Raw genomic sequence first — 14,545 nt, 5'->3', positions numbered from 1 at the left:
AATTACCCTAGTGGGGGTCCTGTAGCCAAGGAGTACTGCGAATGTCTTCCCCGTCTCGGGTGGAGCGCACTGCCGCTTCCACGCCTGTCATCCTGCCCAGCCTCGCCACCAGCATCAGGGCTGGCCAGGCGCTGATCGTGGCCCTGTGGGCGCTGCTGCGCATGCGCACGATCGCCGCCACGTGGGACGGGCCGATCAACGAGGACGTCAACTACTACTTCCGCAGCCTGGAGCAGACCCCCAACTACGACACCCTGGGCGAATACCCGGTCCCCCTGGTGGGCTGGCTGCGCCTGCTGAACTGGGTGGCGCAGGCGAACCATGAGCGTTTTTTCATGCTTTTCCTGGTTGCCTGCGCGGTGGCGGACCTGGCGCTGCTGCTGGCGCTGCTGCGCCGCTCCGGCCAGTTCTCCCGCAGCAACGAAACCCTGGGCATCTACTCCCTGCTGGGCCCGCTCACCTGGGTGGTGTCGATGAACTTCATGGCGCCCCTGGGCTACCACCGGCTGGACCTGTTCCCGGCCGTGCTGGTGGGTGTCTCGCTGCTGCTGATGACCCGACCGGCCCGCTCCCCGCAGGCGGGTAGCGACCAGGCGGGAGTCCCGCCCCTGACCGAGGGGGCGGTGATCGCCAGCGCCTCCGCCCTGGCGGTGGCTGCGATGTTGAAGCTGTGGCCGCTGGCGCTGGTGCCCCTGCTGCTCGCGGTGGCGTGGCGGGTGTCCAACCGTTACGCGGGTCTGTTCGCGGCCGCCTTCACTTCGGTGGCCGGCGCGATCACCCTGTGGTCCCTGGCCCTGGCCGGCTGGAGCCGCTTCATCAACCCGTTCGTGAACCAGGGCGAGCGCGGTTTGCAGACCGAGTCCGTGTGGGCGACGCTGCCGATCATCTCCCGCCTGAGCGACCCCTACTCGACCTACCACGTCTTCGAGTTCGGCGCCGTCAACGTGCACGGTCCCGGCGTTGCCACCGCGCTGCTCGCCTCCCGTATCGCCACGCTCCTGGGGGGCCTGTTCATCCTCTGGCTGGCCTGGCGCCTGTTGCCGCGCGGCCGCGCCCTGCTGCCGCAGAGCCTGAGCTGGTTGACCAACCGGGGCGACCTGGCTGAGGTAGCGGCCGCCCGGAGCCGCCTCGCGGCGGCGCAGAAGGTGAACGACGCTGCCACCGACGCCCCGACGGAGAAGGCAAAGGACGCACAGGCCGCTGCGGAGGGCGAGAAGAAGGAAGCGAAGGCCGGCGGAACGTCGTCCACCCAGAAGCCGGCCCTGGTGGCGCGCGTCTCCACCTGGCTCGGCCTGGACGACCCGGCGATGGTGGCCGTGCTGGGGTCGATGGCGGTGGGGATCGTGCTGATCTCCTCGCCGGTGTTCTCCACCCAGTTCATCATGTGGCTGCTCGCGCCGCTGGCCGTGCTGGCCACCGTGAGCGCGCACAAGCCCGCCATGCAGTGGCCGGTCATCGTCGTCACCGTGGCGCTGGGCTACCTGACCAGCAAGGTCTACCCGGAGCTGTACTGGAAGTTCGTCTCCTACGAGCAGGCGCCGATCACCGAGCCCTACGCGGTCTGGGTGTTCGCTGCCCGCAACTTCCTAGTCGTTGCCTTCACGCTCTACCTGTGCGCGGTGGCCTTCTTGTCCACGTCCCGTCGCGGGCACAAGCCGTAAAGGGGACACTGGCCGCACTTCGGGGCCCGGGCGGAGCATATGCGCCTGCCGTGAAAAATGAGGCGGTGGCAGGTCATGGTCCACTCCTCGCGCGGCAGCAGGCGCATCAAGTCCGCCTCCACCTTCTCCGGGTCGGTGTGGCGGGTCAGCCCCAGCCTGCGCGACAGGCGACCGACGTGGGTGTCCACCGTGATCCCCGGGACGCCAAAGCAGTTGCCGAGCACCACGTTCGCCGTCTTGCGGCCCACGCCGGGCAGCGTGGTCAGCTGCTCCAGGCTGGCCGGCACCTGGCCGCCAAACCTCTCCTCCAGGTCCGCGGACAGGCGCACGATGTGCTCGGCCTTGCGGCGAAAGAAGCCCAGCGGGCGGACGATCTCCTCCACCGCCGGCAGCGGGGCAACGGCCAGGTCTGCTGCCCTCGGGTACGCCGCGAACAGTGCCGGGGTGGCCTGGTTTACCCGCGCGTCGGTGCACTGAGCGGACAACACCGTGGCCACCAGCAGCTCAAAGGGGTTGCGGTAGTCCAGCTCGCAGTGCGCGTCGGGGTGAGTGGCGGCGAGCACATCTAGGAGCTCGGCCACGTAGGCCTTGCTGCCCGGCCGCAGTCTGCGCGCGGGAGTTTCCAAGGCATCCCCTTTCGTATTTGAGACCAATCAGAATAGCTAGAGCGCGCCAAATGTGCCGTGGGCCGCAATCAAGTGGCAAGATGTGACGTAGCAAACCACGACTATTTAGAAGAGGGGATCCATGGACGTCTCTGCGCTGGCAAACGTTCCCTTGTTCGCCGACCTGCCGGAAGATGACCTGCAGGCACTGCGCGCCATGATGCACGAGACCTCGCTGCGTCGCGGCGAGAACCTATTCCACGAGGGTGACCCGGGCGACCGGCTCTACATCCTCCAGGACGGCAAGATCAAGCTGGGCCACACCTCCCTGGACGGGCGCGAGAAGCTCATCGCTGTCCTCGGGCCCGGAGAGATCGTGGGCGAGCTGACCCTGTTTGACCCGGGGCCGCGTTCCACCACCGCTTCCGCCGTTGCTCCCACCCACCTGCTGGTGCTGGAGCACACCGCCCTCATGGCATTCATCGACGAGCGCCCCGCGCTGGCCAAGCTGATGCTGCGCGCGCTGGCTCAGCGCCTGCGCAAGACCAACGTTCAGCTGGCCGACCTGGTGTTCTCTGACGTGCCCGGTCGCGTCGCCAAGGCGCTGCTGGACCTGGCCGACCAGTTCGGCTCCCCCACCGAGGACGGCATGCACGTGCCGCACGACCTCACCCAGGAGGAGCTGGCCCAGCTGGTGGGGGCCTCCCGTGAGACCGTCAACAAGTCCCTGGCCGAGTTCGTCTCCCGTGGCTGGATTCGCCTGGAGGGTCGCGCCGTGACCCTGCTGGACATCGAGCGGCTGGTGCGCCGCGCCCGCTGACGTTACCCAGCGAGCAGGTTGGGGGCCGGATCCAGCGGATCCGGCCCCCACCTTTGTTCTGCTCCCGGCGGCGCGGTGCGCCGCCGGGCCGCGGCTCGACCGCAGACGCGATCGCGGGGCCCTGCCCCGCCGGGGCGCCCTCAGCCTGCGCGCCGCTCAGGCGAGCTCGAAGATGACCTCGACCTCCACCGGGGAGTTCAGGGGCAGCACGGCCACCCCCACGGCGCTGCGCGCGTGCGCGGAGCCGAACACCTCGCCCAGGTACTCCGAGGCACCGTTGATGACGCCAGCCTGGCCGGTGAAGGAGACCTCTGAGGCCACGAAGCCCGTCACCTTCACCACCCGGCCCAGGTTCTGCGCGCCGCCAGCCACCGCCGCAGCGGCCGCGAGCGCGTTGCGCGCGCACTGCCGGGCGTAGGTGTAGGCGTCGGCGGGGCTAACGCTTCCCTCGCTCTCGCCGACCAGTCCGGTGGCCGGGAGGGCGCCGTCGTCCACCGGCAACTGTCCGGAGGTGTAGATCAGGTTCCCGCACTGGACGGCCGGCACGTAGGCGGCCACGGGCGTGGCCACGGCGGGCAGCTCCAGCTCGGCGAGGCGCTGAGCCAGGGTGCTCATGCGTCGCCCTTCGGGCGCTTGAAGTAGGCCACCAGGGTCTCGGGGCCGTTCGGGCCGGGCAGCACGTTAACCAGCTCCCAGCCGTCCTCCCCCCACTGGTCCAGGATCGCCTTGGTGGCGTGGATGAGCAGAGGCGCGGTTGCGTATTCCCAACGAGTCATGGTTCAAGCCTACGGGCGGGCGCGCCGGGCAGGCTAGGGGATCGGTTACGCCGTCTGCTTGAAGGACAACACCCGGGGGCGGTGGCGGGCACGCAACTGCTCAGCCACGAAGTCGTCCGCCTCCAGAATCCAGGTCTCCCAGTCGGTCACGTCCGGGCGGGCCCGCATCAGAGCGCGCCGCTCGCGCTCGGTCAGGCCGCCCCACACGCCGAACATGGAGCCGGACTGCAAGGCATCGGCCAAGCATTGGACCCGCACGGGACAGTCGGCGCACACATCGCGCATCCGCCGCTGCTCCCGACCCGCCACGAACAGTGCGTCCGGCTCGAGCCCGCTACAGGCCGCAGCCACCGTCCAAGACTGATCCGCTTGCGTTGACACGTCCTCACCCCTATCTCCATGTGACTGGTGCAACACCACACAGATTAATAGAAGTGACGTAGAACACCAAATTTGATTACTTCAATGGCAAAACCTGGAGAAACGCGCAGAATCCAGCTATCTCACCGGCGGCTTCCTGCCCCAAAACAGGTCTGACCCTTACCCTTGGACCATGCCTAACGCCAAGCCGCATTCACGCCGACGCATCAAGCCGCTCACCGCCTTAGTTGCGCTGTTGGCCTTCGCCGTGGCGAGCGTGAGTGGTGGCCTAGTGCTCGGCGCCATGATGGTCCCCGCCACCGGGGCGATCGGCGCCATCACCCACGCGGGCACCGACATGTTCGAGGAGCTCCCCGAGGACCTGGCCATGCCGCCGCTGTCAGAGCCCTCCACCCTCCTGGCCGCAGACGGCTTTGTACTGGCCAAGTTCTTCTACCAAAACCGGCGCGTGGTCCCCCTGGCGGAAATCTCCGTCATCATGCAAAAGGCGATCGTCTCCCTAGAGGACCGCCGCTTCTACTCCCACTCCGGCATCGACCCGCAGGGCCTGGTGCGCGCGCTCATCTCCAACAGCGCCGGCGGGGAGACGCAGGGCGCCTCCACCCTCACCCAGCAGTTCGTGAAGAACTACATGGTGGAGGCCGGCATCGCCGCCAACGACCCCGTGGCCCAGGCCGCCGCCACCGGCCAAACCCTGGCCCGCAAGATCCGCGAAGCCAAGCTGGCCCTGGCGCTGGAGCGCCGCATGTCCAAGGACGAGATCCTGCAGGGCTACCTCAACATCGCCCAGTTCGGCCGCTCCGTCTACGGCATCGAGGCCGCCTCCCAGTACTACTTCTCCAAGTCCGCCAAGGACCTCAACCTCGCCGAGGCATCGCTGCTGGCCGGCATCCCGCAGTCCCCGAACAACTGGGACCCCACCATCAACCCGGAGGGAGCGGCCACCCGCCGCACCGCCGTGCTGGACGCCCTGCTGCGGGACGACGTGATCAGCCAGGAGCAGTACGACGAGGTCCAGGCCATGCCGGTGGACTCCTACCTCAACATCACGCCGCTGTCCTCCGGCTGCTCCTCCGCCGGCAGCGCCGCCTACTTCTGCCAGTACGTGGAGGCGGAGATCCTGTCCAACCCCGCCTACGGCGCCACCCAGGCCGAACGCGACGCCCTGCTCAAGCGCGGCGGCCTGACCATCACCACCACCCTGGACCGCCCCACCCACGACGCCGCCGTGCGGACCGTGAACGCCACCATCCCGCAGGGCGACGGCTCGGGCCACAAGATCGCCATCTCCGCCATCGAGCCCGGCACCGGCAAGATCCTCGCGCTGGCGCAGAACACGCGCTTTGGCAACGAGGACGGCAACATGTACGTCACCGAGGTCTCCTACAACGTGGACAAGGCCCACGGCGGCGGGCAGGGCTTCCAGCCCGGCTCCACCATGAAGGTGTTCACCCTGGCGGAGTGGCTGCGCCAGGGCAAGAGCGTCTGGACCCAGGTGGGGCGCCGCTCCACCACCTACACCGACTCCGATTTCGCCGGCCACTGCGGCGAGGGCATCTACTTCGGCTCCTGGACGGTGAGCGAGGTGGAGGGCAAGCGCACCAACGGCACCGTGATGGCCTCCCTGGCCGACTCGATCAACAACTCGTTTGTGGACATGGCCAGCCAGATGGACCTGTGCAACGTGCTGAAGCTGGCCAACGACGTGGGCCTGCACTCCCCGTCCGGCGGCCAGATCGACTCCAACCCCTCCGAGATCATCGGCGCCACCGTGCAGACGCCGCTGTCCATGGCCAACGCCTACGCCACCTTCGCCGCGCACGGCACCTACTGCTCTCCGGTCGCGATTTTGAAGATCGTGGACCGCGACGGTAAGGAGCTGGAGGCGCCCGGCGCCAACTGCCACCAGGTGCTAGAGGCCAAGGTGGCCGACCAGGTCACCACCGCGCTCTTCAAGTCCGTCAACTCCCCGTCCTACGCGGGCGTGGTCAACATCTCGGGCCGCCAGACGGCCGGCAAGACCGGCACCACCGACAACAACGTGGACACCTGGTTCGTGGGCTACTCCCCGGGGATCGCCGCCTCCACCTGGGTGGGGCACTCCGAGGCGCAGGTGCCCGGCTGGGACGTGACCATCAACGGCACCTACTACAGCTACCTGTACGGTTCGACCGTGGCTGCCCCCGCGTGGCGCGATTTCATGGCCGACGCCCTGGCCAACAAGCCCTACGACGAGTTCACCTTCGGCTACCTGGGTGAGCCGCCCAGGCCCACCCCCTCCCCGTCTCCCTCGCCGAGTCCGCGCGGCTCCCAGGGCGCGGTGGCTCCCACCGGCACCGAGTCCGGCGTCCGCCCCGCCCCGGCGCCCTCCTCCCCCAGCGACGGTGAGGCCGACGAGCGCGAGGACGAGAGCTAGTGGCCGCCTGGCGCGGCGCCCTGGCCGGCGCCGCCCTGCTTGGTGGCGGGGCGCTCGCCTACTCCTTCTGGGAGGCCAGGCGGTACCGGGTGCGCGAGCTGACCGTGCCCGCTCCCCGCGCGGAGGCGCGCGGCCTGCGGCTGCTGCACGTGACCGACGTTCACCTGCTGCCCGGCGACCGCCGCCGGGTGGAGTTCGTGCGTTCCCTGGCCGGGTTGGCGCCGGACCTGGTGGTCTCCACCGGCGACAACCTCTCCAGCCCCGCCGCGCTGCCCGCGCTCTTGGAGGCCTACGAGCCGCTGCTGGGCCTGCCCGGCCTGTTCGTCTTCGGCTCGAACGACTACTACGCCCCCGTGCCTAAGTCCCCGTGGCAGTACGTGCGCAAGGCGCTGGGCTGGCAGGAGCTCGAGGGGCAGATCGAGGCCGACCGCCCGCTCTTGCCCACCCAGGCTCTGCGCGAGGCGTTCGTACGGGCCGGCTGGTTTGACGCCAATAACGGCCGCGGCGCCGTGCGCGCCGGTGGCCTGGAGGTGTCCGTGGTGGGCCTGGATGACCCCCACATCGGCCTGGATTGCCTGCCGCCCGCCCCCACTGGCACTTTCGTGGACGACGCTGCCGCCTTGCGCCTTGGAGTGGTGCACGCCCCCTATTCGCGCGCCCTGGAGGCCCTGGTTGACGCGGGGGCTGAGTTGGTGCTGTCCGGGCACACGCATGGGGGGCAGCTGTGCGTGCCGGGCTACGGCGCCTTGGTGACCAACTGCGACCTGCCGCGCGCGGCCGCCTCCGGCCTGTCCTGGTGGCAGGCGCCCGCCGCTCCCAGCGACGGCGCGATGGGTGCCGACGAGGGCGGCACGGGCACGGGCACGGGCACGGGCACGGGCACGGGCACGGGCACGGGCACGGGGGATCGTTCCACCAGGCGGCCGGGCGCGTGGCTGCACGTGGACGCCGGAATCGGAACCGCGCCCCACACGCCGGTGCGCTTCGCCTGCGCCCCCGGCGCCACCCTGCTGACGCTCACCTGACGCGCCCGCGCGGGACGACCGCGCGCGGTGGCGACTGCCTTCCCGGCCGCAGGCCCGAGGGCGCCCACCCATTTCACCGGCGGTCGGCGGCCGGTGGGAGAAGCGTGGCGAAGCTCTCGCCCGCGCGGATTTCGCGGATTGCCTAGGTTCCAGGTATGCTTAGCGAGTTCCACCGGGGTGTGGCGCAGCTTGGTAGCGCGCTTCGTTCGGGACGAAGAGGCCGCAGGTTCAAATCCTGTCACCCCGACCAGATGAAGTCCCGGGGCATCGGAAACGATGCCCCGGGACTTCGCTTTTCCCCCGGAGGGGCCAGGGACTACACCGAAACGGCCGGGGTGGCGCAAACCCGGCGCGGGGCAGGCGCCGGAGCAACGTGGACCGGGCCCCGGCGGTGGCGCCCTGGTGGCACCGAGCGTACAAGCGTACGGCCGGGGTACATGCGACCGACCGGTGCCACGGCACCAAGCGGTCGCATGTACCCCGATGCAGCATTTGCGCACACCCCCGCGCCCGGGCATGCCGAACCAGCCCGCCCCAGACCACCCCGGGCCCCGCAAAGCCAAAGCGGGAGGCGTCTAGCCTCCCGCTTTGAGTGTCTACGCGATCAGTGCTCGTCGTAGTGGTCGCCGTGCAGAGCGTGCTTGTGACCGTCGTGCAGGTAGTCCACGTGGTCGCCGTGGGCCACGGCCTCGTGACCACAGGCCTCGCCGTGGGTGTGCTCTTCGGTGGTGTGCTCAGCGGATGCGTGGTCGCACATGGTGACTTCCTTTCGGTCGAGTGCGCTCAGCATGCCACACATATAACTACATTGCAATATGTCGATGTATTGACTCTCGTTCTCACCAGGCCGGGAATGAGACGGGCTAAGCGGACTCGGCGGCGTGGGCCACAGCGTCGGACACCACGTGCATCACGTGCTGGTCAACCACTCGGTAGTGCGCCTCCTTGCCGGCGCGGCGCACGTCCACCAAACCAGCCGCCCGCAGGGAACGCAGGTGCTGCGAAACCAACGGCTGGGACAGGCCAGAAAGCTCCACCAGGTGGCTCACGGTGCACTCGTGATCCTGCAGATGCAGCAACAAACCCAGGCGGGAGGGGTTACCGAGCGCCTTGAAAGCGCTGGCCGCGCGCTCCACCACTGCCTGGTCGTAGGCCTGCATCCCTCCCCCTTTCCGACACTCACATTGTCCCCCACTGCGCCGCTAGTATGCGCCCATGCCAACTCCAGCCACCCCTCCCGCGCTCGCCGAGGCCGCCGAGGCGCGCGTGGACGTCTGGCTCTTCGCCGTGCGCGCCTGCAAGTCCCGCTCCGTGGCCACCGCTGCGGCCCGCGCCGGGCACGTGCGCATCAACGGCGTCACCGCCAAGGCCTCCCAGCCCGTGCGTCGCGGGGACGAGGTGCGCCTGCGGGTGAGCGGATTCGACCGCGTCCTGACCGTCCAGCGGGTGATCACCCGGCGCGTCGGAGCACCACTGGCGGCCACCTGCTACCAGGACCTCACCCCGCCCCGCCCCCTGCACCTGGCCGCGCCCGTCTTCCAGCGCCAGCGCGGCGCCGGGCGGCCCACCAAGCGCGAGCGCCGCCAACTGGACGCGCTGCGCGCCCAGTCCCTGGGCCCCGCAACCGGCCTCGACCTCGACCTGAGCGGCGACTAGACCCTCACCGCCGACCGCAACCTGAGCCCGGCCCGCGCCCGACCGCCGGCCGCAACCTGAGCCCGGCCCGCGCCCGACAGCCGGCCCGCGCCCGACAGCCGGCCGGGCCCCACCGCCGGGGCAGCCCGGGAGAACTACCGCCCCAGCTCGCGGATCTGCAGCATGGCGTACACGGCCAGGTGGTCGCTGCTCTGCCGGCGCATCACCTCCACGTGCCCCACGCGCACCGCGCCCGGCTCGACGCCCTGGGCTTCCTGCCCCGCCCCGGAGGCCGCCGTGTGCTCGCGCGCACTGGCCGGCACCAGGATGTGGTCGATGGGGGTGCGCCAGATCCCCTCCAGCGAGGTCAGGCCGGGCACGCGGGCGGGCCAGGTGCCCCGCCGCATCGGGTCCACCCACTCGAGCACGTCGGCGAAACCATCCAGGTGGGCCTGCGCGCCGTGCCAGCGGGCCGCGTTGAAGTCGCCGACCACCAGCAGCGGGCGCGGGTCGGCCTGCGTGGGGGCGTAGCGGCCCGCCAGCGCCAGGATGCGCTCCTGGTCCTCAGCCCACTCCGTCAGGAGGCCGGGCAGCGGCGGCGCCGCGTGCACCGCCAGGATGCGCGGCAGCCAGCGCTCCCCGCCGGTGCCGGGGGCGGGCTCCAGCAGCAGGCTGCCAAAGGTCGCCTCCTGCCCCGCGTGCTCCACCGCGCGGTAGGTGCCCAGCCCGCTGCGCACGGCCACGGTGACGGGGGCGATGGAGCCCGTGCTGGCGGACTCGAAGGTCGTGTAGCTGGCCAGGTCCAGCCGCCCGGCCACCTGCTCCGGCAGCACGGCCACGTCCACCACGCGCTCGTACAGGAGGTCGGCGATCTCGCCGGGGCCAACCCTGGAGCCGACGTTCCACTCGAGCACGTTCAGGGTGCGCCACCCCTCGGTGACGTGCCCCGAGGCCACCGCCCGGGCCTCCATCGGGGCCAGGCCAGCCAGCGGGCTGACTGCGGCCACCGCCCAGAACAATGCCGCCACGACGGCCAGGCGGGCCCGGATGCGCCGGGTCTTTGCGCTCTCCTGCCGCTTCCTTGCGGCCTTGTCCCGGCGGCGGCGCCCCTGCTCGGCCCGGCCCGCAAGCTCGGTCGGCCCACCGTCATGGGCCCGCGCGCCCTTGCGGCCGCCGAACTCCGCGACCAGAGCGGCCACGGCGCTGGCCAGGACCAGCAGGATTCCGCCCACCACCCACACGTGGGGGAAGGAGACGGAATGAGCGGCCAGCGGCAGGGAGGTCACCCAGGCCCTCACCCCCGCTAACGGAATCACCCAGGTTACGAGCCCCACCAGGGCCCCTCCCACCGCGATAGCTAAAGCCGCGCCTGCCCTCCACACCTTCATGGGGCCTCACTCATCTTTGACTGCCTAGGCACACTGCCCTGAGCTATTCAGTTTGCCAGCAGCTCCCGCGCTTCCCCACGAAAGACGCCGCCTATCCACAGGGAGCTTCGCCACGCGAATCGTTTAGTGAACGTTAGTTGCGGCTAGTAGCCGGCGCGCGCCTGGATCTCCTGGCTGAGCGCGGCCTCGATGGCGTCCAGCACCGCCGGGGAGTGCCGGCTCCCCCACGGCTCCACGGCCCGGCTCGGGGCCAGCACCTCCTGCCAGACCCGCACCTGCTTGTGCCGGTAGAAGTGGCCGTGCCCCGCAGGCGAACTGCCGGAGAGCACCATGTCCACGCTGACCTGCCAGAAGGTGACCAGCCAGTGCCACCCCATCTGCGGGTTGACGTCGGGGCCGGCGTGCTCGCGCAGCCAGTCGGGCTCCTCCACGGCCAGGCGCGGGTCCCAGAACACCACCGCGTCCGAGGAATGCTGCAGGAACGCCACGCGCGGCAGCTGCCAGACCCCGTAGGGGCGCCCGTAGAGGTCGGCGTCCAGGTTGGCCTCACCGGTCATGAAGCGCACGTGCTCGCCGTTGCCTACCACCGGCACGATCTGCGGGCTGCCGGGGTGGCGCACGGCCGTGATCTCCCGGTGCAGCGGGGTGAAGCCGGGCACCCCGGTCCACACCGCCACGTCCACCCGCTCCAGCATGTCCTGCATGTCGGCAAAGGCCCCCAGGGCGCCGTAGGCCCCCAGGGAAGAGCCGGTCAGCAACAGGCGGGGCCGCCGCTCGGGGGGCATCGCCTCCAGGCGCCCGCTCACGGCATCGAGCAGGGCGCGGGCCGCCTCCACCGGGGCGGAGCGGTCCAGCAGCACGGCGGCGAAGCTGGGCAGCACGGAGTATTGGACGGCGGCGGAGGCAACGTCTCCCCCGGTCAGGTATTCCACGGCGCCCACCGCGTACTCGTCCACCCAGCCGGAGCCGGCCGGGTTGAGCAGCAGGATGGAGCCGCGCTCCCAGGCACCGGTGCGGTCCAGCTTTGCCAGCACCCCCTGCACGGCCTGCTCGATCGACCGCTCACGCGAGGCGGCGGCGTAAACCCGGATGGGGTCCTGGGCGGGCCTGCCGGTCACGGCGGCTATCTGGTCACCGTCCGGGCCCATCGCCACGAATACGCGTCCCTTTCGCCCCAGGGACTCCCAGCTTTCTAGGGACGCTGGCGAGCCGGAACGCAGCGGGGAGAAGGGGGCGGTGAAGCCGGGGTCGGTGCCGGCATCGGCGGCCCGGAAGAGCTCGTAGCCGCGCTCCATCAGGCCGCGCAGCACCACGCCGTTGAACACGAACACCAGGGCCAGCACCACCGCGACGGCGGCCAGCGAGTCCAGGACGGGGAACTTGATCCGACGCCCGATCTCCCGGCGCAGCCACTTCCAGCACTCGCCCGCGAAGTGCAGCACCACGCCCACCGCGTAGGCGATGGCGGCGGCAAAAATGATCGCGCCCGCGAACTGCCCCGGGCTCCACGGCGGCATCTCCACCAACTGGGCGGTCACCAGGCCGGCGCTGTAGGAGCTGAGCAGGGAACCGGCGGCGAACACCACCGCGCCCGCCGCGAGCAGCGGCCAGCCCACCTTGCCCACCCAGGGCGCGACGCTCACCCGCAGCCTGACCAGCGCCGCGATCCTGCCGGCCACCAGGCCGATCACCTTACCCACGCCGTAGAGCAGCACCACCGCGATGCCGGTGACCAGGCCCTGGCTGTCCCACGCGCGCGGCATGAGCGAGGGCGTGAAGGAGGCCAGGAAGCCCAGCGCGGCCAGCACCATGCCGGTGGTCGAGGACGGAGTCAGGTGCCGTGCCACCCGCCCCGCGCGCACCCGCTTCTGGGCGGCGCACAGGCGGGCGTAGAGGCGCTCGTAGCCGCGCCACGCCCCCTTGCCCCACCCGCGCAGGCGGCGGCCCGCCTCCCGCAGCGGGCCTTGGCTGGACGACGCTGCCCTCCCGGCGCCCCTTCCCCGCCCGGGCTGGTTTTCGTGGTGACCTGACCGTTTGGACATGTCTCCCAGCGTAGCCAGGTGGGGCGCGGCGCGGGCGGCGCTCAAGGCTGCGCGGGCCGCCTGGCTACGCGGGGCGGGCCGCCGTCTCGGCGGCCCGCCCCCCAGCCTTGGACCGGATCGGGATACCGACTGCCGGCCGCGAGCGCGCCGGCGCCCCGGCTTGGGCCTAGCCCCAGACCAGGGCCCGGGCCGGGTCCTCCATGACGCGCGCGACGTCGGCCAGCACCCGCGAGCCCAGCTCGCCGTCCACCAGGCGGTGGTCGAAGGAGAGGGCCAGCTGGGTCACCCAGCGCACGGCCAGCTCGCCGTCCACCACCCAGGGGCGCTGAGTGATGGCCCCCAAGCCCAGGATCGCGGCCTCGCCCGGGTTCAGGATGGGCGTGCCCGTGTCGATGCCAAAGACGCCGAAGTTGGTCACGGTGACCGTGCCGCCGCGCAGGTCGGCCAACGGGGTCTTGCCCTCGCGCGCCGCCGCGGTGAGCGCCATGAGCTCGCGGCCCAGCTGGGCCAGGCTCTTGCGCTCGGCGTCCTTGATGTTGGGCACGATCAGGCCGCGCGGGGTGGAGGCCGCGATGCCCAGGCCCACGTGGTGGTGGTAGACGATCTCGCGCGACTGGTCATCCCAGGTCGCGTTGATCTCCGGGTGGCGGCGGATGGCGATCAGCAGCGCCTTCATCACCACCAGCAGCGGGGTGACCTTGATGCCGGCGAACTCGCGGTCCTGCTTCAGCTTGGCCACCAGCTCCATCGTGCGCGTGACGTCCACCGTGTGCATGACCGTCACGTGCGGGGCCGTGAACGCGCTCTCCACCATCGCCGCGGCGGTGGCGCGGCGCACCGAGGAGGCCGGCACTCGCGTGGAGCGCCCGTCCGGGGCGGTGACGCCGCCGGTGAGCCAGGAGGCGTCCAGGCCGCCATCCACCTTCACGTCGTGGGCCAGCGACAGGCCCGGGGTGGCCGCGCTACCGGGCGCGCCGATCGCGGCCGCCCCGTAGATAGCGTCGCGCTGCGCCAGCTCGCTCAGCTCCCCCGCTGCCGGGCTCGACGCGGCGGCGGCGCTGGCCAGGGCGGCCTGCTTGAAGTCGTGCTCGCTGGCGTAGGCCAGCACGTCTGCGCGGCGCACCACGCCGTCCGCAGAGGAGGCCGGCACCTCCGCCAGGTCGATCCCCAGGTCTCGCGCCAGGCGCCGCACCGGCGGGGCCGCCAGGGGCCGCGAGGGCAACTCCTCCGTGACGTCCACGCCCGGCCCGGCCGCCACCCGCTCGCCCGACACCGGCCGGCGGGCCCGGCGCCGCGCCTGCGTGGCCGACGTGCCGTAGCCCACCAGGACGCAACCCGAGCCCTGCTGGGGCGCCTGACTGGACGACGCCCCGCCGCCCTGCTCCCGGATCTCGCCGCCCTGCGCGGCGGCCGCCTTGGCCGCAGACAGCTGCGCGCTATCGCAAGCGGGCAGGCCCGCCCCCGCAGCGGCCGCCTCGGTAGCCGGCCGCTCGCAGGGGGAGGCCGGGGAGGCGTCGTCGGCCAAAACGGCGGGAGAAACGGGGGGCGAGCTGGCGGCGGCGCCGGACTCGATGCGCACGATCTCGGTGCCAACCAGGATCGTCTCGCCGGGCGCCGCCAACAGGGCGGCCACGCGGCCGGCGTACGGGCTCGGCAGCTCCACCAGCGACTTGGCCGTCTCGATCTCGCACAGCGGCTGGTCGATCTCGATCAGGTCCCCCTCGGAGACCAGCCAGGTCACCAGGTCTGCCTCCTGCAGGCCCTCGCCAACGTCCGGCAACTTGAAGATCTGCATG

At 71.1% G+C, this 14,545-nt stretch carries 14 protein-coding genes and 1 tRNA gene; 6 read left to right on the top strand and 9 right to left on the bottom strand.

Annotated elements, in window-relative coordinates; translation table 11 throughout:
• The first annotated feature begins 41 nt into the window (after positions 1 to 41).
• Complete coding sequence (locus ABYF38_RS05255) at positions 42 to 1,661, top strand: hypothetical protein (protein ID WP_371151309.1); 1,620 nt, start codon at positions 42 to 44, stop codon at positions 1,659 to 1,661.
• Here the strand turns inward: ABYF38_RS05255 and nth are convergent.
• Positions 1,607 to 2,287: an endonuclease III gene (gene nth / locus ABYF38_RS05250; RefSeq protein WP_371151307.1), complete on the bottom strand. Its 681-nt coding sequence runs from the start codon at positions 2,285 to 2,287 to the stop codon at positions 1,607 to 1,609. The genes ABYF38_RS05255 and nth overlap by 55 nt on opposite strands.
• 121 nt (positions 2,288 to 2,408) lie before the next feature.
• Here nth and ABYF38_RS05245 point away from each other — a divergent pair, with 121 nt between their 5' ends.
• Positions 2,409 to 3,086, top strand: coding sequence for a Crp/Fnr family transcriptional regulator (locus tag ABYF38_RS05245; protein ID WP_371151305.1), 678 nt, complete (start codon positions 2,409 to 2,411; stop codon positions 3,084 to 3,086).
• Positions 3,087 to 3,242: 156 nt separating this feature from the next.
• Here ABYF38_RS05245 and ABYF38_RS05240 read toward each other — a convergent pair whose 3' ends face one another.
• The 3 genes from ABYF38_RS05240 to ABYF38_RS05230 are packed head-to-tail and all read right to left on the bottom strand — an operon-like array spanning position 3,243 to position 4,213.
• The gene (locus ABYF38_RS05240) at positions 3,243 to 3,701 is read right to left on the bottom strand and encodes a RidA family protein (protein WP_371151303.1); all 459 of its coding nucleotides are present in this window, start codon (positions 3,699 to 3,701) and stop codon (positions 3,243 to 3,245) included.
• Positions 3,698 to 3,862 (bottom strand): hypothetical protein, encoded by a 165-nt coding sequence (locus ABYF38_RS05235; protein WP_371151301.1) that lies wholly within the window; start codon positions 3,860 to 3,862, stop codon positions 3,698 to 3,700. Before ABYF38_RS05235 ends, ABYF38_RS05240 begins: the two co-directional genes overlap by 4 nt.
• 45 nt (positions 3,863 to 3,907) lie before the next feature.
• Positions 3,908 to 4,213, bottom strand: a complete 306-nt coding sequence (locus ABYF38_RS05230) for a WhiB family transcriptional regulator (protein ID WP_371152998.1) — start codon at positions 4,211 to 4,213, stop codon at positions 3,908 to 3,910.
• Between the two features lie 202 nt (positions 4,214 to 4,415).
• Here ABYF38_RS05230 and ABYF38_RS05225 point away from each other — a divergent pair, with 202 nt between their 5' ends.
• The 3 genes from ABYF38_RS05225 to ABYF38_RS05215 all read left to right on the top strand — a co-directional run bounded on the left by ABYF38_RS05225 (position 4,416) and on the right by ABYF38_RS05215 (position 7,934).
• On the top strand, positions 4,416 to 6,659 hold the full coding sequence (locus ABYF38_RS05225; protein ID WP_371151299.1) for a transglycosylase domain-containing protein: 2,244 nt from the start codon (positions 4,416 to 4,418) through the stop codon (positions 6,657 to 6,659).
• Complete coding sequence (locus tag ABYF38_RS05220) at positions 6,659 to 7,684, top strand: metallophosphoesterase (RefSeq protein WP_371151297.1); 1,026 nt, start codon at positions 6,659 to 6,661, stop codon at positions 7,682 to 7,684. The genes ABYF38_RS05225 and ABYF38_RS05220 overlap by 1 nt, the downstream gene beginning before the upstream one ends.
• A gap of 173 nt (positions 7,685 to 7,857) precedes the next feature.
• Positions 7,858 to 7,934 (top strand) — tRNA-Pro (locus ABYF38_RS05215).
• A gap of 354 nt (positions 7,935 to 8,288) precedes the next feature.
• Here the strand turns inward: ABYF38_RS05215 and ABYF38_RS05210 are convergent.
• Together ABYF38_RS05210 and ABYF38_RS05205 are read right to left on the bottom strand one after the other, a co-directional pair.
• Complete coding sequence (locus ABYF38_RS05210; RefSeq protein WP_371151295.1) at positions 8,289 to 8,441, bottom strand: hypothetical protein; 153 nt, start codon at positions 8,439 to 8,441, stop codon at positions 8,289 to 8,291.
• A 106-nt stretch (positions 8,442 to 8,547) separates the two neighbouring features.
• Positions 8,548 to 8,844, bottom strand: coding sequence for an ArsR/SmtB family transcription factor (locus ABYF38_RS05205; protein WP_371151293.1), 297 nt, complete (start codon positions 8,842 to 8,844; stop codon positions 8,548 to 8,550).
• Between the two features lie 55 nt (positions 8,845 to 8,899).
• Between ABYF38_RS05205 and ABYF38_RS05200 the strand changes: the two genes are divergently transcribed.
• Positions 8,900 to 9,340: an RNA-binding S4 domain-containing protein gene (locus ABYF38_RS05200; protein WP_371151291.1), complete on the top strand. Its 441-nt coding sequence runs from the start codon at positions 8,900 to 8,902 to the stop codon at positions 9,338 to 9,340.
• Positions 9,341 to 9,474: 134 nt separating this feature from the next.
• Here the strand turns inward: ABYF38_RS05200 and ABYF38_RS05195 are convergent, their stop codons facing one another.
• From ABYF38_RS05195 to ABYF38_RS05185, 3 genes are all read right to left on the bottom strand, one after another.
• Positions 9,475 to 10,617 carry an endonuclease/exonuclease/phosphatase family protein gene (locus tag ABYF38_RS05195; RefSeq protein WP_371151289.1) on the bottom strand — a complete coding sequence of 381 codons (1,143 nt, stop codon included), beginning with the start codon at positions 10,615 to 10,617 and terminating at the stop codon, positions 9,475 to 9,477.
• A 233-nt stretch (positions 10,618 to 10,850) separates the two neighbouring features.
• Positions 10,851 to 12,749: an alpha/beta-hydrolase family protein gene (locus ABYF38_RS05190; protein WP_371151287.1), complete on the bottom strand. Its 1,899-nt coding sequence runs from the start codon at positions 12,747 to 12,749 to the stop codon at positions 10,851 to 10,853.
• A 166-nt stretch (positions 12,750 to 12,915) separates the two neighbouring features.
• Positions 12,916 to 14,544, bottom strand: a complete 1,629-nt coding sequence (locus tag ABYF38_RS05185) for a dihydrolipoamide acetyltransferase family protein (RefSeq protein WP_371151285.1) — start codon at positions 14,542 to 14,544, stop codon at positions 12,916 to 12,918.
• Position 14,545 lies beyond the last annotated feature (1 nt).

Source organism: Buchananella sp. 14KM1171 (assembly GCF_041380365.1).
In the GTDB taxonomy this organism is placed as follows: Bacteria; Actinomycetota; Actinomycetes; order Actinomycetales; family Actinomycetaceae; genus Buchananella; species Buchananella felis.
This window is presented reverse-complemented; position numbering and strand designations above follow the sequence as displayed.